At 73.2% G+C, this 19,098-nt stretch carries 7 protein-coding genes; all 7 read left to right on the top strand.

From position 1 onward, the window contains the following. The first annotated feature begins 30 nt into the window (after positions 1 to 30). Positions 31 to 9,726 (top strand): type I polyketide synthase, encoded by a 9,696-nt coding sequence (locus ABGB01_RS42470; protein WP_347779694.1) that lies wholly within the window; start codon positions 31 to 33, stop codon positions 9,724 to 9,726. A 61-nt stretch (positions 9,727 to 9,787) separates the two neighbouring features. Next, complete coding sequence (locus ABGB01_RS42465) at positions 9,788 to 11,374, top strand: AMP-binding protein (protein ID WP_347779693.1); 1,587 nt, start codon at positions 9,788 to 9,790, stop codon at positions 11,372 to 11,374. Between the two features lie 27 nt (positions 11,375 to 11,401). Then, complete coding sequence (locus tag ABGB01_RS42460) at positions 11,402 to 12,838, top strand: isochorismate synthase (protein ID WP_347779691.1); 1,437 nt, start codon at positions 11,402 to 11,404, stop codon at positions 12,836 to 12,838. Positions 12,839 to 12,886: 48 nt separating this feature from the next. Then, positions 12,887 to 13,786 carry an ABC transporter ATP-binding protein gene (locus tag ABGB01_RS42455; RefSeq protein WP_347779690.1) on the top strand — a complete coding sequence of 300 codons (900 nt, stop codon included), beginning with the start codon at positions 12,887 to 12,889 and terminating at the stop codon, positions 13,784 to 13,786. Further along, on the top strand, positions 13,783 to 14,571 hold the full coding sequence (locus ABGB01_RS42450; RefSeq protein ID WP_347779689.1) for an ABC transporter permease: 789 nt from the start codon (positions 13,783 to 13,785) through the stop codon (positions 14,569 to 14,571). Before ABGB01_RS42455 ends, ABGB01_RS42450 begins: the two co-directional genes overlap by 4 nt. 233 nt (positions 14,572 to 14,804) lie before the next feature. Next, entirely contained in the window at positions 14,805 to 15,695 is an 891-nt protein-coding gene (locus tag ABGB01_RS42445; protein ID WP_347779688.1) for a VCBS repeat-containing protein, read from the top strand. A gap of 57 nt (positions 15,696 to 15,752) precedes the next feature. Further along, a partial coding sequence (locus ABGB01_RS42440) for a beta-ketoacyl synthase N-terminal-like domain-containing protein (RefSeq protein ID WP_347779687.1) occupies positions 15,753 to 19,098 on the top strand: 3,346 nt, incomplete at its 3' end.

Here is a 19,098-nt window from a genome sequence, read left to right as displayed (position 1 = left end):
GGCGTCACCGACGGCTAGGAAGGCAACACCATGGCGACAGAGGAACAGCTCGTCGAATATCTCAAGCGGGTGACGACCGAGCTCCACGACAGCAAGAAGCGGCTGCAGGCGGCCGAGGACAAGGACCACGAGCCGATCGCCATCGTCGGCATCGGATGCCGCTACCCCGGGGAGATCGAGAGCCCCGAGGACCTGTGGCGGATCGTGTCCGGCCGGGCCGACGCCATCTCCGGGCTTCCCGACGACCGCGGCTGGGACCTGGAGTCGATGTACAACCCCGACCCCGACGCGTTCGGCACCTCGTACGTCCGCGAGGGCGGCTTCGTCAAGGACGTCACGGCGTTCGACCCGGCGTTCTTCGGCATCTCCCCGCGCGAGGCGCAGGCGATGGACCCGCAGCAGCGGCTGCTGCTGGAGACGTCGTGGGAGGCGATCGAGCGGGCCGGGATCGACCCGGCCGCCCTGCACGGCAGCAGGACCGGCGTGTTCGTGGGGGCCAACAGCTCCGAGTTCCTCACGCTGATGACGCAGGCGCCGCCCGAGCTGCAGGGCTACCTGATGACCGGCGTCGCCACGAGCGTGGTGTCGGGCCGCATCTCGTACACGCTGGGCCTGGAGGGGCCGGCCGTCACGATCGACACGGCCTGCTCGTCGTCGCTGGTGGCGCTGCACCTGGCGGTACGGGCGCTGCGCAACGGCGACTGCTCGCTGGCGCTGGCCGGAGCGGTGACCGTGCTGTCGTCGCCCGGCACGTTCATCGGCTTCAGCCGGGTGCGCGCGCTGGCCAGGGACGGCCGCTCCAAGGCGTTCTCCGCCGCCGCGGACGGCATGGCGCTCGCCGAGGGCGCGGGCGTCCTCCTGGTCGAGCGCCTGTCGGACGCCCGCCGCAACGGCCACCCCGTGCTGGCCGTCATCCGCGGCTCGGCGATCAACCAGGACGGCGCCAGCAACGGGCTCACGGCCCCGAACGGCCCGTCGCAGCAGCGCGTCATCCGCGCCGCCCTGGCCGACGCCAGGCTCGCCCCCGTCCAGGTGGACGCCGTGGAGGCGCACGGCACGGGCACCGAGCTCGGCGACCCGATCGAGGCCCAGGCGATCATCGCCACCTACGGCCAGGACCGGCCGGAGGACCGCCCGCTCTGGCTCGGGTCGGTGAAGACCAACATCGGCCACGCGCAGGCCGCCGCCGGCGCCGCGGGCGTCATCAAGGTGGTGATGGCGCTGCGCAACGGCGTGCTGCCCGCGACCCTGCACGCGGAGGAGCGGTCGGAGCACATCGACTGGTCGAAGGGCGCGGTGGAGCTCCTGACGGACGCCCGCCCGTGGCCCGCCGGCGCGGAGCCGCGCAGGGCCGGCGTGTCGTCGTTCGGCATGAGCGGCACCAACGCGCACGTGATCATCGAGGAGGCGCCGGCCGCACCGCCGGCCGAGGACGGGCCGCGCCAGGAGCCTCCCGCAATCCCCTGGCTGCTGTCGGGGCGCGGCGCGGAGAGCCTGCGGCGGCAGGCCGGGCGGCTGTCCGCGTGGACGCGTACCCGTCCCGGCGAGAGCCCGGCCGACGTCGGCTGGTCGCTGCTGACGGGCCGGACGGCCTTCGACCACCGCGCGGTCGTGGTGGGCGCCGGCCGGGACGAGCTGTTGTCCGGTCTGGACGGCCTGGCCGAGGGCGCGCCGGTGCCCGACGTGGTGCAGGGCGTCGCCGGTGGTGGCGGTAAGCCGGTGTTCGTGTTCCCTGGTCAGGGGTCGCAGTGGTTGGGGATGGGGGTGGAGTTGCTGGACGCTTCGCCGGTGTTCGGGGCGCGGATGGCTGAGTGTGAGGCGGCGCTGGCTGCGTTCGTGGACTGGTCGTTGACGGGTGTGTTGCGGGGTGAGGACGGCCAGCCGGGTTATGACCGGGTGGATGTGGTGCAGCCGGTGCTCTGGGCGGTGATGGTGTCGCTTGCGGAGGTGTGGCGCTCCCTCGGTGTGGTCCCGGCGGCGGTGGTCGGTCACTCGCAGGGGGAGATCGCGGCGGCGGTGGTCGCGGGGGCGTTGTCGCTGGAGGACGGCGCGCGGGTGGTGGCGTTGCGCAGCCAGGCGATCGTGGCGCTGGCCGGCCGTGGCGGTATGGCGTCGGTGCCGCTCGGCTCGGGTGAGGTGGGCGAGCTGCTGACGCACTGGGACGGCCGCCTGTCGGTGGCGGCGGTGAACGGTCCCGCTTCGACGGTGGTGTCAGGCGATGTGGACGCCATCGACGAGTTGCTGGCGCATTGCGAGGCGCAGGGGGTGCGGGCCAAGCGGATCGATGTGGACTACGCCTCGCATTCGGCGCATGTGGCGGCCATCGAGGACGAACTGGCCCGGCTGCTCGCCCCGGTGACGCCCCGTGAGGCCGACGTGGCGTGGTACTCCACGGTGCGGCAGGAATGGTTGTCCGGAACCGAGGTCGACGCCGCCTACTGGTATGAGAACCTGCGGCAGACCGTGTGGTTCGCTCCGGCGGTGAACGTCCTGGCGGAGGCCGGCCACCGGTTCTTCGTGGAGGCCAGCGCGCACCCCGTGCTGCAGATCGGCACGCGCGAGACGCTGGAGGAGTCGGGCGGCGAGGCGGTGTCCGTCGGCACGCTGCGCCGCGACGACGGCGGCCTGCGCCGGTTGTGGTCCAGCGCGGCCGAGTTGTGGGTGCGCGGCGTGGACGTCGACTGGGCCCAGGCCTACGCCCCCGCGCGTCCCCGCCGGGTCGACCTGCCCACCTACGCCTTCGAGCGGGAGCCGTACTGGCCGAAGAACATCCAGTCGAACGCCGACCTCACCCAGCTCGGCATGGGCCAGGCCGGGCACCCCCTGCTGGCGGCCACCGTGTCGCTGGCCGACGGCGAAGGCGTGCTGCTCACCGGCCGGCTGTCACTGAAGACCCACCCGTGGCTGGCCGACCACATGGTCAGCGGGCAGGTGCTGCTGCCCGGCACCGCCTTCGTGGAACTGGCCGTCAGGGCCGGCGACGAGGCCGGCTGCGACCTGCTGGAGGAGCTGACCCTGCAGGCCCCGCTGGTCCTGCCCGAACGCGGCGGCGTCCAGGTGCAGGTGGCCGTCGGCGCGCCCGACGAGGACGGGCGGCGCGCGCTGACCATCCACTCGCGGCTCGACGACGAGCCGTGGACCCGGCACGCCACCGGCTTCCTCGCCAAGGACACCGGGACGGCCGCCTTCGCCGAGGCGTCGTGGCCGCCCGCCGGAGCTACCGCCGTCGGCGCCGACGGCGTGTACGAGCTGCTGTCGGGCATCGGCGTCGACTACGGCCCCGCCTTCCGCGGCGTGCAAGCCGTGTGGCGGCGCGACCGGGAGCTGTTCGCCGAGGTCGCCCTGCCGGAAGGCACCGAGACCGGCGGGTTCGGGCTGCACCCCGCGCTGCTCGACGCGGCACTGCAGCCGCTCGCCGTGGGCGACTTCTTCCCCGCCCAGGCCACCGGCGGCCCCGTGCTGCCGTTCGCCTGGACCGGCGTGCGCCTGGCCGCGACCGGCGCCGCCACGCTGCGGGTCCGGCTCGCGCCCGAGGGTGCGAACGCGGTGCGGATCGAGGTCGCCGACGCCACCGGCGCGCCCGTCGCCTCCGTGGACTCGCTGGTCGTCCGCGCGATGGCCGCCGCCGACCTCAAGGCCGCCACCGACCCGCTGCGCGACGCCCTGTTCGCCCTCGACTGGGTGCCCGCTGGGCCGGTTTCTGGGCCGGTTTCTGGGCCGGACGCCGGGCTTGACGGCGCACGCTACGCGATCGCCGGCGGCGACGGCAGCCGGCTGAAGGCCGCGCTGGAGGCGGCAGGAGCGCAGGTCGACGTGCTCGACCCGGACGGCGCCACGCCGCACCTGGCGTTCTGGGTGTGCTCCCCCGACCCGGCGGGCGATCCGGCGACGGGAGCACGCAGCGCGACCAGCGAGGTGCTGGCCGCCGCCCAGTCCTGGCTCGCCGAAGAACGGTACGCCGACGTGCCCCTCGTCATCGTCACCCAGGGCACGATGGCTCAGGGCGGCGACCTGCCGGCCGCCGCGGTGTGGGGGCTGATCCGTTCGGCGCAGTCGGAGAACCCGGGCCGTTTCGTCCTGCTCGACCTCGACGGCACGGACGAGTCGTGGCAGGCGCTCCCTGCCGCGGTCGCGTCCGGTGAACCCCAGATCGCGCTCGCCGAGGGCGAGGCCCTGGTGCCGCGACTGTCCCGCCGGCGCACCGCCGTATCCCCGCAAGCGCGACCGGGCGCCGCCGCACCCGCGCAAGCGGGGGCGGGTTCTGAGGCGCCCGCGGAAACGCGACCGGCCGCCGCCTCGTGGGATCCGGACGGAACCGTGCTGATCACCGGCGGCACCGGCACCCTCGGCGGGATCGTCGCCCGCCACCTGGTGACCGAGCACGGGATCCGCCACCTGCTGCTGATCAGCCGCCGCGGCCCCGCCGCCGCGGGCGCGGCCGAGCTGATGTCCGAGCTGACCGCGCTCGGCGCCGACGTGACCGTCACCGCCTGCGACGCCGCCGACCGGCAGGCCCTGGCCGACGTGCTGGCGGCCGTCCCCGCCGGGCATCCGCTCACCGGTGTCGTGCACACGGCGGGCGCCCTGGACGACGGCGTCCTCGCCGCGCTGACGCCCGAGCGGATCGACACCGTGCTGCGGGCCAAGGCCGACGCCGTGCTGAACCTGCACGAGCTGACCGAGGACCTGCCGCTGACCGCGTTCGTGCTCTTCTCCTCGGCGGCCGGCGTCTTCGGCGGGCCCGGCCAGGGCAACTACGCGGCCGCCAACGCGTTCGTCGACGCGCTCGCCGAGCGGCGCAGAAAGCTCGGCCTGCCCGCGCTGTCGCTGGCATGGGGCCTGTGGGAGCAGGACAGCGGGCTCACCGGAACGCTCAGCGAGACCGACAGGGCGCGGCTGGCCCGCACCGGGGTCGCGCCGCTGTCCACCGCCGACGGGCTCGCGCTGCTGGACGCCGCCTGCGTCGCGGACCGGGCGGCGCTGGTGCCGATCCGGCTGGAGTTCGCCGCGCTGCGGATGGCGGCCCAGTTCGGGGCGCTCCCCACGATCCTGCAGGAGCTGGTCCCCACGTCGAAGCGGCGGGTGGTGGGCAACGACCCGGCCGCCGCGTCGGAGCTGCGCGAGCGCCTGGCCCGCATGCCGGAGTCCGAGCACGCCAGGGTGCTGCTCGACCTCGTGCTCGGCCAGGTGGCGACCGTGCTCGGCTACCGGGACCCCGCCGCCGTCGAGCAGGACCGCCCGTTCAACGAGGCCGGGTTCGACTCGCTGACCGCCGTCGAGTTCCGCAACCGCATGAACGCGGCCACCGGCCTGCGGCTGCCCGCCACCCTCGTCTTCGACTACCCGACGCCCGCCGGCCTCGTCGAATATCTGCGGACCCGGCTGCTCGACGGGCCACGGTCGGCCGTCTCGGCCAGGACGCAGTCCGGCGAGGAGGAGCCGATCGTCATCGTCGGCATGAGCTGCCGGCTGCCCGGCGGCGTCACCGACCCTGACGGGCTGTGGAACCTGGTGGCCGAGGGCGGCGACGCGATGTCGATGTTCCCCGCCGACCGCAACTGGAACCTGGACGAGCTCTACCACCCGGACCCGGAGCACCCGGGCACCACGTACACCCGCGAGGGCGGCTTCGTCTACGACGCCACCACGTTCGACCCGGCGTTCTTCAGCATCTCGCCGCGCGAGGCCGTGGCCATGGATCCCCAGCAGCGCCTGCTGCTCGAGGGCTCGTGGGAGGCGATGGAGAACGCCGGCATCGACCCGGGCACGCTGCGCGGCAGCCGGACCGGCGTGTACGTCGGCCTGATGTACCACGACTACGGCTTCCACCTGCAGAACCCGACGAGCGACCTGGAGGGCCTGGTCGGCACCGGCATCTCGGCGGGCGTCGCCTCCGGCCGCGTGTCGTACACCTTCGGCTTCGAGGGCCCGTCGGTCACCATCGACACGGCCTGCTCCTCGTCGCTGGTGGCCCTGCACATGGCGATCCAGGCGCTGCGGCGCGGCGAGTGCTCGCTCGCCCTGGCCGGCGGCGTCACCGTGCTCTCCACGCCCAGCGTGTTCGTCGACTTCAGCCGCCAGCGCGGCCTCGCCCCCGACGGCCGCTGCAAGTCGTTCGCCACGGGCGCCGACGGCACCGGCTGGGCGGAGGGCGTGGGCCTGCTGCTGGTCGAGCGGCTCTCCGACGCCAGGCGCAACGGCCACCCGATCCTGGCCGTGGTGCGCGGCACCGCGATCAACCAGGACGGCGCCAGCTACGGCCTGACCGCGCCCAACGGCCCCTCGCAGCAGCGGCTCATCGAGGAGGCGCTGGCCGACGCGCGGCTGACCACGGCCGACGTCGACGCCGTCGAGGGCCACGGCACCGGCACCACGCTGGGCGACCCGATCGAGGCGCAGGCCGTCGTCGCGACGTACGGCCAGCACCGGCCGGAGGACCGGCCGCTCTGGCTCGGCTCGGTGAAGTCGAACCTCGGCCACACCCAGGCCGCCGCCGGCGTCGCGGGCATCATCAAGATGGTGATGGCCATGCGGCACGGCGTGCTGCCGCGGACGCTGCACGTGGACGAGCCCACCACCCACGTCGCGTGGGACGCGGGCGCGGTCAAGGTGCTCACCGAGGCCATCCCGTGGCCGGAGACGGGCAGGCCGCGCCGCGCGGGCGTCTCCTCGTTCGGCATCAGCGGCACCAACGCCCACGTCATCATCGAGCAGGCCCCGGAGCAGGACGAACCCGCCGAGCCCGGGGAGACCCCGCGCCCGGTCATCCCGTGGGTGTTGTCGGCCAAGAGCGCGGAGGCGCTGAAGGCGCAGGCCCGCAGGCTCCGCGACCACCCGGGCGCCGACCGGCGGGCCACGGACGTCGCCTGGTCGCTGGCCACGACGCGGGCCTCGTTCAAGCGGCGGACGGTCGTCCTGGGCGCCACCCGCGACGAGCTCGCCGCAGGGCTGGAGTCCGCGCTCGCCGGCACCCCCGCCGACAACGTGATCACCGGCTCGGCCGCGCGGGGGCGGACGGCGTACCTCTTCACCGGTCAGGGCAGCCAGCGGCCGGGCATGGGAGAGGAGCTGTACGCGGCCTACCCCGAGTACGCCGAAGCCTTCGACGAGGTCTGCGCCCGGTTCGACCGGCACCTCGACCGGCCCCTGCGCGAGGTCATCACCGGCGACGCCGACCTGCTCGCCCAGACCCGGTACACCCAGGCCGCGCTGTTCGCCGTCGAGGTCGCCCTGTTCCGCTGCCTGGAGGCGTGGGGCGTGCGCCCCGACTTCCTGGCCGGGCACTCGATCGGCGAGATCGCCGCCGCGCACGTCGCCGGCGTGTTGTCGCTGGACGACGCGGTCACGCTCGTGGCCGCCAGAGGCGGCCTCATGCAGGCGCTGCCGCCCGGCGGCGCCATGGTCTCGGTGCGCGGCGCGACCGAGGAGGACGTGCTGCCGCTGCTGGCCGGGCACGAGGAGCACGTCGGCATCGCCTCCGTCAACGGCCCCTCGTCGCTGGTCCTGTCCGGCGACGAGGCGAGCGTGCTGGAGCTGGCCGAGCAGCTGGCCTCGCGCGGCTGCAAGACCAGGCGGCTGACCGTCAGCCACGCGTTCCACTCGCCGCTGATGGAGCCGGCGATCGAGGAGTTCGTGAACGTCGCCAGCGGGCTGGCCTTCCAGCCGCCGGAGATCCCCGTCGTCTCCAACGTCACCGGCGAGCTCGCCACCGTCGAGGAGCTGACCTCGCCCGAGTACTGGGCCCGCCACCTGCGCCAGGCCGTGCGCTTCTGCGACGGCGTACGGACCCTGCGCGACCAGGGCGTGTCCACCTTCGTCGAGCTCGGCCCCGACGCGGTGTTGTCCGCCATGGTGAAGGACTGCCTGGACGGCTGGACCGGGGTCGTCGCTCCGGCGCTGCGCCGCGACCGGGCCGAGACCGGCACGCTGATCGAGGCCCTGGCCCAGGCGTACACGCACGGGGTCGGCGTCGACTGGGCCGCCGTGATCGGCTCGGGGCGGGCCGTGCCGCTGCCCACCTACCCCTTCCAGCGCCAGCGGTACTGGCCCGACCCTCCTCGTCAGGAGGAGGACGTACGGCCCGACCAGGGGCTCTGGGACGCCGTCGGCCGCGACGACCTGGACGGCCTGCTCGCGGTGCTCGGCCTGGAGAGCGGCGCCACGGTCGCCGACCTGCTGCCCGCGCTGGCCCGGCTGCGCGGCCAGGACGGCGCGGGCCACGGGGACGTGCGTTACCAGCTCGGCTGGCGCCCCCTCACCGACCTGCCCGCCCCCGCGCTCTCCGGAACCTGGCTGGTGGTGGGGGACGACGCCGCACCGGCGGAGGCGCTGGCTGCGGGACTCGCCGCCCACGGGGCGGACACGGTAATGCTGCCCGAGATGCCCGGCTCTTCCAACGGAGGCGCGGCGGACACGGTCGTGCTGCCTGGTACCTCTGGCGGTGGCGTGGCGGGCATCGTGTGCCTGCTGCCGGACGGCGTGCGGGCTCCGGCGGTCCCCGAGGGTTCGGCGCCGGTCTGGTTCCTCACCCGCGGCGCGATCCAGGTGGTGCCGTCCGACCGCGTGGCCGGACCCGAGACGGCCGCGGACTGGGGTGCCCTCCGGAGCGCGGCCGGCGAGGGGCTGCTGCGGCGCGGCGGGCTGATCGATCTGCCGGCCAGGCTCGACGACCAGGTCATCCGCCGCTTGTGCGGGGTCCTGTCCGGGCTGACGGGTGAGTCCGAGGTGGCCGTACGCTCCGGCGGGGTCTTCGCCCGCAGGCTGCGGCCCGCGCCGCCGCGCGGCACGCCGCTCGGTCGCGACTGGCGGCCCGGCGGCACGGTCCTGCTGGCGGGCCACCTCGACGAGACCGCCACGGAACTGGCCAGATGGGCCGTCCGCAACGGCGCGGAACGGGTCGTCCTCACCGAACCGGCCGCAGGTCTCGAAGGCGAGCCGGGCGTGACCGTCCGGACCGGCCTCGCCGCGGCCATGGGCGTCCTGACCCCGGCCGCCGGGCTGAACGGGCACGCGGCCGGAGGGTCCGGGGCGAACGGGCATGCGCGGGCCGCAGGGGTGTCGGCGGTCGTGTGTACGTCGGCGGAGGCGGCTCGCGTGCTGGACGAGCCGGCCAGAGCCGCCGGCGTGGAGGTCTTCGTCATGCTGGCCCCCGCGCGGGCCGCCTGGGGCGGGGACGGCGCTGAGGCGTACGAGTTCTTCGCCGCGCTGGCGGACGAGCGGCTGGCCGCGGGACAGCCCGCGCTGGCCGTGGCCGCCGGGCTGAAGGAACCCGGGGACGCCGTGTCGGCCGTCCGCCACGCGCTGCACCAGGGCGACAGGACGCTCGTGCTCGCCGACCCCGACTGGGGCGCGCTCAACGCGTCCGGCCAGGTCCGGCTGCTGGAGGAGATCCCGCAGGCAGCCGGGGAGAGTGACGACTCCGGCGATGCCGTCGACGACGCGGCGGCCTTCCGCCGGTTGTTGTCCGGCAGCCCGGCCGAGGAGCACCGGGACATCGTGCTCGGCGTGGTGCGCGGCGAGGCGGCGGCGATCCTGCAACTGCCGCTGCCCGACGCGGTCGAGCAGGACGCGGAGTTCTTCGAGCTCGGCTTCTCCTCGATGGCCGCGGTGGAGCTGCGCAACCGGCTCGTCGAGCTGACCGGCATCGAGGTGGCGGCCGACGCGATCTACGACTACCCGACCCCCGCCGAGCTGGCCGAGCACCTGCTCGCCGAGGCCATGAGCTGAGCCATCCCGGCTGAGATCGCGGTCGGGCCCGCAAGGCCCCCGCCGAGGAAAGGACGGACCCGTGCTGGATGGATGCACCCCCTGGCCTGAGGAGTTCGCCGAGCGGTACCGTTCGGCCGGCTACTGGCGCGACGAGACGCTGGGCGAGCTCCTGCGCGGGCTGGCCCGCTCGCACCCCGGCAAGACCGCCCTCGTGGCGGGCGGGGAGCGGTGGAGCTACGCCGAGCTGGACGCCAGGACCGACCGGATGGCGGCCGGCCTGCGCCGGATCGGCATCGGCGCCGGCGACCGCGTCGTCGTGCAGCTGCCGAACATTCCGGAGCTGGTCGCGCTGATGTTCGCGCTGTTCAGGATCGGCGCCCAGCCGGTCCTGGCGCTGCCGGCCCACCGCAGCAGCGAGATCACGTACTTCTGCGAGTTCACCGACGCGGTGGCGTACGTCATTCCCGACGTGCACGTCGGGTTCGACTACCGGGAGCTGGCCGCCGAGGTGACGGCGCGGGTGCCCACGCTCAAGCACGTGCTCGTCGCGGGAGATCCGGGGGAGTTCGCCGCGCTTCCCCTGGACGGCGACCCGGTCGACCTGCCCAGGCCCGACCCCGCCGGCGTGGCGCTCTTCCTGCTGTCGGGCGGGACGACCGGCGTTCCCAAGCTGGTGCCCCGCGCCCACCAGGAATGGTCGTACAGCGGGCGCGCGGTGGCCGAGGCGTGCGACTACGGCGAGGAGACCGTTCACCTGGTCAGCCTGCCGCTGAGCCACAACTGGCCGCTGACCCACGGGCTGCTGGCCACCTTCCACGCGGCCGGCACGCTCGTGCTGGCCCCGGGTCCCAGCCCGGACGAGGCTTTCCCGCTCATCGAACGGGAAAGAGTGACCGAGACCGGGCTGATCCCTGGCGCGGCGCTGCTGTGGATGGAGGCGGCAGAGTGGGACGAGTACGACCTGTCCAGCCTGCGGCGGGTCACGATCGGCGGGACGAAGCTCCAGCCCGAGATGGCTCGCAAGGTGGAGCCCGCCCTGGGCTGCCGGCTCCAGCAGGCCTTCGGCATGGCCGAGGGGTTGTGCGGGTTCCACCGGTGGGACGACCCGCAGGACGTGGTCCTCGTCAGCCAGGGGCTGCCCGTCTCCCCGGCGGACGAGGTCCGGGTCGTGGACGAGGACGACAACGACGTCGCTCCCGGCGAGGTGGGCCGGCTCCTGGCGCGCGGCCCGTACACGGTGCGGGGGTACTACCGGGCGCCCGAGCACAACGCCAGGACGTTCACCGCCGACGGCTTCTACCGGACCGGAGACCTGGTACGGCTGCTGCCGACCGGTCATGTGATCTTCGAAGGTCGCGTCAAGGACCAGATCAACAGGGGAGCGGAGAAGATCGCGGCCGAGGAGGTGGAGAACCACCTGCTCGCCCATCCCGGTGTCAGGGAGGTCGCCCTGGTCGGCCTGCCTGACGAGGTGCTCGGCGAGCGGACCTGCGCCTGCGTGGTGCCCCGCGGCACGGCGCCGACGCTGGCCGAGCTCGCCGCCTTCCTGCGCGACCGCGGTGTCGCGGCCTTCAAGTTCCCCGACCGCCTGGAGATCGTCCCCCGACTTCCGCTCACCCCGCTCGGCAAGGTCAGCAAGAAGACGCTCGCCGGCATGTTCCACTGACCCCACGCACGCAGAGGACGATCGCCGATGCACGTCGCAGACATCGACCTGCAGGGATTCCGGGAAGTGCACGCCAAAGCGACCATCGAGGCGCGCAACAACGCGTGCCCCGCCCTGGCGATCTGGCGCCAGGACATCGGCCCCTTCGACCCGGCCGGGCTGCTCAGACCGCTGTTCGAGCGGTCCACGCGCACCTTCGTCTGGGTGTCGCCCGAGACCAGCGTCATCGCCATGGGCAGCGCCACGGACTTCACGCACTTCGGCCGCGACAGGTTCGCCGGCATCCGGCGCGGCTGGGAGAAGGCGGCCAGAACAGCGGTGGCCGACGGTCCCGGAGCGCGTGGCGTTCCGGCGCTGGTCGGCGGCTTCGCCTTCGCGCCGCGTCCCGGCTCGTTGCCGGAGGCCCTGATGTGGGTGCCGCGCGTGCTGATCACGCAGGACCGGGACGGCAGGGCCACGCTCGCGCTCAGCGTGTGCGTCGACCCGCGCGGCACCACGGCCGACGGTCCCGCGCGGACGGCCGCGGACGCCGCCGCCCTGCTCGCCTCCGCCGGGGTGCGGCCATGCCCCAGCCCGCAGCTCGCGGGCACGAACATGATCGAGGTCCCGTCGGCGTCGGAGTGGAAGGCGCTGGTCGCGCACACCGTCGAGCAGATCCGGCGCGGCAGGTTCGACAAGGCGGTGCTGGCCCGGCAGTTGCGGGTCACCTCGCCCTGCGGCTACGACCTGCCCTCCGTCATGGGGACGTTGCTCGACACGCAGCCGGGCAGCACCGCGTTCGCCGTGGCGGCGTACGGGCAGGCCTTCGTCGGCGCCACGCCGGAGCGGCTGGTCAGCCTGCGCGGCGGGCGGGCCGAGTCGATGAGCCTGGCGGCGTCCATGCCGCGCGGCGCGACCCCGGCCGAGGACGCGTGCCTGCGCGCCGCCCTGCTGGAGGACGACAAGTCCCGGCGCGAGCAGAGGATCGTCACCGCGACGTTGCGGCGCGCGTTCGAGCAGGTCTGCGGCACCGTCACGGTGCCGGACGAGCCGCACGTGCTCGACCTGCCTAACCTGCGGCACCTGCACACCCGCATCGTCGGCGAGGTCGCCGACCCCGAGTCGGCCAGCGTGCTCGATCTCGTCGAGCGGCTGCATCCGACGCCCGCCGTCGGCGGGCAGCCGCGGCGCGCGGCGCTCGAGTGGCTGGGCGAGGCCGAGCCCTTCGACCGCGGCTGGTACGCCGGCCCTGTCGGGTGGATGAACGACGACCAGGAGGGCGACTTCGCGGTGGCCATCCGCTCGGCCCACCTGGAGGAGGGGACGGCCACGTTGTACGCGGGATGCGGGATCGTGGCGGGTTCCGACCCGGACGCGGAGCTTGAGGAGACCCGGTTGAAGTTCCGTCCCATGCTTAATGCACTGGCGGTTCCTTTATCGGAAAGGGCACCCTATAGACGGGTCGAGTGCAAAGATCTTGACTGATGGTGTGGGAACCGGGCTCCATCTCCCGTCTGTGGAGGGACTGGAAAAATGATCGAAATTACCGATTTGACCAAGCGTTATGGCAATAAGACGGCAGTGGATGGTTTGTCATTCAATGTCCATCCTGGCCGGGTCACCGGTTTTCTCGGACCCAACGGGGCGGGCAAATCGACCACCATGCGGGCGATCCTCGGCCTCGACCGTCCCCATGCCGGGAGCGTGACGGTCAACGGCCGCGCCTACGTCGGCCTGCCCCGGCCGATGCGCGAGGTGGGCGCCCTGCTCGACGCCCGTGCCGTGCACCCCCGGCGCACGGCACGCAACCACCTGCTCTGCATCGCCCAGACCAACGGGATCCCCGCCAAGCGCGTCGACGAGGTCCTGCAGGTGGTCGGGCTGGAGTCGGTGGCGCGCAAGCGCGCGGGAGGCTTCTCGCTGGGCATGGGGCAGCGGCTCGGCATCGCGGTGGCGCTGCTCGGAGATCCGAAGGTGCTGTTATTCGACGAACCCGTCAACGGGCTCGACCCCGAGGGCATCAAGTGGATCCGCGAGCTGATGCGCGGCCTGGCCGCCGAGGGCCGCACCGTCCTCGTCTCCAGCCACCTGATGAGCGAGATGGCGCAGACCGCCGACCACCTCATCGTCATCGGCAAGGGCAAGCTGATCGCCGACATCGGGATCGCCGAGTTCATCCGGCAGGGCTCCAACGTGCTCGTACGCGCCGACGACCAGGAGCGGCTCGCCGCCAAGCTGACCGAGGCCGGCGGCACCGTGCTCCCGGGCGCCGACGGGGCGCTCATCGTCACCGGCCTGGAGGCCAGGGAAGTCGGCAAGGCCGCGCTCGACGCCAAGGTGGTGCTGACGGAGCTGACGCCGCAGCGCTCCCTGGAGCAGGCGTACATGGATCTGACCCGTGACAGCATCGAGTTCCAGGCGAGTGCGGCATGAGCATGGCGTTCGCGGACACCGTCCGCTCCGAATGGACCAAGTTCCGGACGATCCCGTCCAACATCCCCACCATGCTGACCGCCGTCGCGCTCATGGTGTTCCCCGGCGCCCTGACCGCCAACGGCGCCAGCGAGAACTACCAGGCCGCCTCCGAGGCCACCAGGGCGGTGTTCGACCCCACCTACATCAGCATGTACGGCGGGTTCCTGTTCGCCCAGATCACCGTGGGAGCCCTGGGCGTGCTCGTGGTGACCCACGAGTACGCCACCGGCCTGATCCGCACCAGCACGACCGTGGTGCCGCGGCGCGGCCGGCTGCTGGGCGCCAAGGTGGCCACGTTCGCGCTGATCGCCCTGCTGATGGGCTGGGTGTCCAGCTTCGGCTCGTTCTTCCTCGGGCAGGCCGTGCTCGGGTCCGGCGGCGCCCCCACCGCCTCCCTCGGCGAGCCGGGCGTCCTGCGCGCCGTCGTCGGCATGGGGCTCCTGTGGGTGCTGGTCGGCCTGTCGGGCGTGGCGCTGGGCGGCCTGCTGCGCTCCACCATGAGCGCCACGACCGTGCTGGTCGCGGTCAACTTCATCATCCCGATCATCGGTCCCAGGCTGCTGCCCGACGGGGTCGGCGCCTGGGTGCAGACGTACTGGCCCATCCAGGCCGGCCTGCAGATCACCACCACCGTGCAGAACGCCGAGCGCATGCTCCCGTGGCCGGGCTTCGGGGTGATGGCCGCCTTCACCGCCGTGCTGCTGATCGCGGCGTTCGCCCTGTTCCGCTCCCGCGACGCCTGAGCCGCGTCCGTTCCGGCGTCGCCTGAGCCGCTCCCGCTCTCGCCTCGCCTGAGCCGCCTCACCCGGCACCCGGCGCGCCACCCCGCGCGCCGGGTCCGCGGCATGCCCGGGGCCTCCCGCACTGGGGCCGACCGGCCGATTTAATGGGCTGCTAGGGGTTACCCGCCTTATCCCGCCTCGCAAATACTGATGTCGCTTGACCGGGAAATCCTGGCGGGGAGGAGCGTTAAACAATGGCGCCGAATTTCGCGAACGGTCAGTGCCGGTCCTTTCGGGGCGACGGGCTGCCGGATCTGCTGGTACGTGACACGGAAACCGGCGAGCTCTTCGTTCACCCGCACAGCGGTGAGTTCGACGGGACCGACACGTTCCGCGCGCCGGTGAAGATCGGGGACGGATTCGGCTGGTGGCGTTTCTTCTTCGTCCGCGCCGTGGACGCGTCCGGCGACGGACGCGCCGACATATGCGCTTTCAGCACCAGTGAATACGACATCAATCCCGGCGAGAACGGCGAATTCGGTTTCTTCCTGCTGCGCAACCTCGGCGGGCCCGGCGAGATCGGCCCGTTCGCCGAGCCGCTCCGCGTGTCCAGCAAGCGCGACGACGGCCGCGAATGGGAGACCATCGGCTTCGCCGACGTGACGGGCACCGGCACCGACGACACGTTCGGGCGGGGCAAGAACGCCGGCAACATCGACCTCTTCCCGCACCGCGACCAGGGCGTCGTCAGGAACGACACCTACGACAAGGAGCCGGTGCGGCTCGTCGACGTCGACGTCGACGACTTCCCCGTCGCGATGGCCGACTTCACCGGCAACGGCACGCCCGACCTGCTGGTCCGCCGCGCCAACGGTGACATGGACCTGTTCGAGTTCGCCGGCAAGCCGGGCACGACGGCCGAGGGCACGTGGCACACCGTCGCCCGCGGCTGGCAGGACATGCGCATCATGACGCTCACGGACATCGACCTCGACGGGCGGCCCGACCTGCTCGGCCTGCGCCCCGACGGCACGCTCGACGCGTACGCGCACTCCGGCGTCTTCAACCCCCAAGCTCCGCTCGACCTCTTTCGTGAGCCGGTGACCGTGGCCACCGGATTCGGCAAGTACGACGTCGTCAGCTGATCACGCAAGAGCGTTCTCCTGCCCTATTCCCGCTCCGTCGGAATTTGGATTGGTTCAATGTCCTACGAACTCTCCTCTCGTAGTTTTTCCGACGACGCGGTGGCGATCGTCGGAATCTCGTGCCGGCTCCCCCAGGCTCCGGACCCGCAATCCTTCTGGCGGTTGCTGCGCGACGGCCGCGACGCGATCACCGACGTGCCCAGCGGGCGGTGGGACGCGCCGGAGACGAGTTCCCTGCGCGGCGGCTTCATCGACGGGATAGCGGAATTCGACGCCGAGTTCTTCGGCGTCTCCCCGAACGAAGCCGCGATGATCGACCCGCAGCAGCGGCTGCTCATGGAGCTGAGCTGGGAGGCGCTCGAAGACGCCGGCATCGTCCCGGCGAGCCTGCGCGACACCGCCGCCTCCGTCTTCATCGGCGCCATGGCCGGCGACTACGCCCAGCTGCTCCAGGGCAACGGGCGCGCGGCGCTGACCCGGCACAGCCTCACCGGCATCAGCCGGGCCCTGCTCGCCAACCGCATCTCGTACACGCTGGGGCTCAACGGGCCCAGCATGACCGTCGACTCCGCGCAGTCGGCCTCGCTGACCGCCGTGCACCTGGCGTGCGAGAGCCTGCGCAACGGCGAGACCGGCCTGGCCATCGTCGGCGGCGTGAACCTCAACCTGACCGCCGACAGCACGCTCGCCGCGCTGCGGTTCGGCGCCCTGTCGCCCGACGGCAGGTGCTTCACCTTCGACGCCCGCGCCAACGGCTACGTCCGCGGCGAGGGCGGCGGCGTCGTCGTGCTGAAGCCGCTGGCCCGCGCGCTCGCCGACGGTGACCGGGTGTACTGCGTGATCGCCGGCAGCGCCATCAACAACGACGGGGGCGGCGACGGGCTCACCGTGCCCGACCAGCGCGCCCAGGAGGAGGTCATCCGGCTGGCCTGCGGGCGGGCCGGCGTGGAGGCCGCCGACGTGCAGTTCGTCGAGCTGCACGGCACCGGGACCCGCGTCGGCGACCCGATCGAGGCCCGCGCGCTCGGCGCGGCCATCGGCACCGCCAAGGACTCCGGCACGCCGCTGGTCGTCGGCTCCGCCAAGACCAACGTCGGCCACCTCGAGGGCGCCGCGGGCATCGTCGGCCTGCTGAAGACGGTGCTGGCCATCAGGCACCGCACGCTGCCGCCGTCGCTGAACTTCGAGACGCCCAACCCGCAGATCGAGTTCGACGAGCTCAACCTGCGCGTCAACACCGAGACGTCCGCGTGGCCGCGCGAGGACGCGCCGCTGGTGGCCGGCGTCAGCTCCTTCGGCATGGGCGGCGCCAACTGCCACGTGGTGCTCGCCGAACCCCCGCAGGCGGCCCCCACCGCCTCCGCCGCACGCCAGGACGGGCCGCCGACCTCGGTGACCGGACCGCGCACAGAGCCACTCTCCGGGCCGCTTTCCGGGCCGCTTTCCGGGTCGCTGATCGTGCCGCTCGCCGGGCAGAGCGAGGCCGCGCTGCGTGCCCAGGCGGGCCGGCTGCGCGACCGCCTGCTCGACGAGCCGGGCACCGCTCCCGCCGACGTGGCGTACTCGCTGGCGACGACCCGTACGGCCTTCGACCGGCGGGCGGCGCTCGTCGTGGACGAGCCGTCAGCGCAGGCCGACGTGCTGGCCGGCGTGCTGGACCGGCTGGCCAAGGGCGAGCCGGCCGCCGAGATCGTGACCGGCCGGCCGAGCACCGGCGACATCGCCTTCCTCTACTCGGGGCAGGGCAGCCAGCGGCCCGGCATGGGCCGCGAGCTGTACGCGGCGCACCCGGTCTTCGCGCGGGCGCTCGACGAGATCGCCGCCTGCTTCGACGGCACGCTCGACCGGCCGCTCCTCGACGTGATGTTCGCCGACGAGGGCTCTCATGAGGCCGGCCTGCTCGACCAGACCGGCTTCGCCCAGCCCGCGCTCTTCGCCTTCGAGGTCGCCCTCACCCGCCTGTACGAGCACTGGGGAGTGCGCCCCGCCCGGCTCATCGGCCACTCCATCGGCGAGATCTCGGCCGCCCACGTCGCCGGCGTGTTGTCGCTGGCCGACGCCTGCGCCCTGGTCGCGGCGCGCGGCAGGCTGATGCAGAACCTCCCGGCCGGCGGCGCGATGGTCGCCGTGCAGGCCACCGAGGAGGAGGTGCTGCCCTTCCTGGACACCACGGTCAGCATCGCCGCGATCAACGGGCCGGACTCCACCGTGGTCTCCGGCTCCGAGAGCCGCGTCATGGAGATCGCCGAGGAGTTCCGCGGACGCGGCCGCAAGACCCACCGCCTGCGGGTCAGCCACGCCTTCCACTCCCCGCTGATGGATCCGATGCTGGCGGAGTTCAGGCAGGTGGCCGAGGCGCTCACCTACCGCGAGCCGGCCATCCCGATCGTCTCCAACCTCACCGGGGCCGTCGCGTCCGCCGAGGACCTGTGCTCGCCAGGACACTGGGTGTGGCACGTCCGCGAGGCCGTACGGTTCTGCGACGGCATCCGCGCCCTGGCCGACACGGGCGTCACCACGTTCGTCGAGGTGGGGCCAGGGTCGGTGCTGGCCGCCATGGGGCAGCACTGCCTGCCCGCCAGCCCGTACACGCAGTTCATCGCCACGCTGCGCGACCCCGGGGCGGAACGCCGCAGCGCCGCGCTGGCGCTGGCCGGGCTGCAGGTCAGGGGCGCCACGCTCGACTGGGACGCCGTGCTGCCCGGGGCGCGCCGCGTCCCGCTGCCCACCTACGCCTTCCAGCGCACCTACCACTGGCTTCCCGAGGCGGACGGCTCCGCGCCGCCCCCGCCCCCGCACGCGGCTCCGGAGCCGTCCGCCTCGGGAGAGGAGACGCGGTCGCTCGCCGACCGGCTGCGCGGCCTGCCGGAGGCCGAGCAGGAGCAGGCGATCCTCGAGCTCGTACGCACCTGCATCGCGCTCGTCCTCGGCCACGCCAACGCCGCGACCGTGGACCCCGGCACCGCCTTCAAGGCGCTCGGCTTCGACTCCTTCAGCGCCGTCGAGTTGCGCAACCGGCTCAACGCCGCCACCGGGCTGCACCTGCCCAGCTCGCTGCTGTTCGACTACCCGTCGCCGCAGGCGCTGGCCGGCTTCCTGCGCGCCGAGCTGGCCGGCGAGCACGTCACCCAGGCCGTGGTGGCCGCCCGGCCCGTGGCGGACGAGCCGATCGCGATCGTCGGCATGGCCTGCCGTTTCCCCGGCGGCGTGAGCTCCCCTGACGACCTGTGGAACGTCGTGATCCGCGAGCAGGACACGATCGGGGAGTTCCCCGTGGACCGTGGCTGGGACCTGGACAAGCTCTACAACCCGGACCCGGACAGTCACGGGACCACGTATGCGCGGCATGGCGGGTTCCTGTACGAGGCGGGTGAGTTCGATCCGGCGTTCTTCGGGATCTCGC

This window comes from Nonomuraea sp. B5E05, assembly GCF_039880665.1.
GTDB lineage: Bacteria > Actinomycetota > Actinomycetes > Streptosporangiales > Streptosporangiaceae > Nonomuraea.
The sequence above is the reverse complement of the archived record's forward strand: the minus strand, read 5'-3'. Positions and strand labels throughout refer to the sequence as shown.

Excerpts from the sequence above, each read along its gene's own strand:
- ABGB01_RS42470 (WP_347779694.1), top strand. The coding sequence starts at position 31 with ATGGCGACAGAGGAACAGCTCGTCGAATATCTCAAGCGGGTGACGACC.
- ABGB01_RS42460 (WP_347779691.1), top strand. The coding sequence starts at position 11,402 with ATGCACGTCGCAGACATCGACCTGCAGGGATTCCGGGAAGTGCACGCC.
- ABGB01_RS42455 (WP_347779690.1), top strand. The coding sequence starts at position 12,887 with ATGATCGAAATTACCGATTTGACCAAGCGTTATGGCAATAAGACGGCA.
- ABGB01_RS42450 (WP_347779689.1), top strand. The coding sequence starts at position 13,783 with ATGAGCATGGCGTTCGCGGACACCGTCCGCTCCGAATGGACCAAGTTC.
- ABGB01_RS42445 (WP_347779688.1), top strand. The coding sequence starts at position 14,805 with ATGGCGCCGAATTTCGCGAACGGTCAGTGCCGGTCCTTTCGGGGCGAC.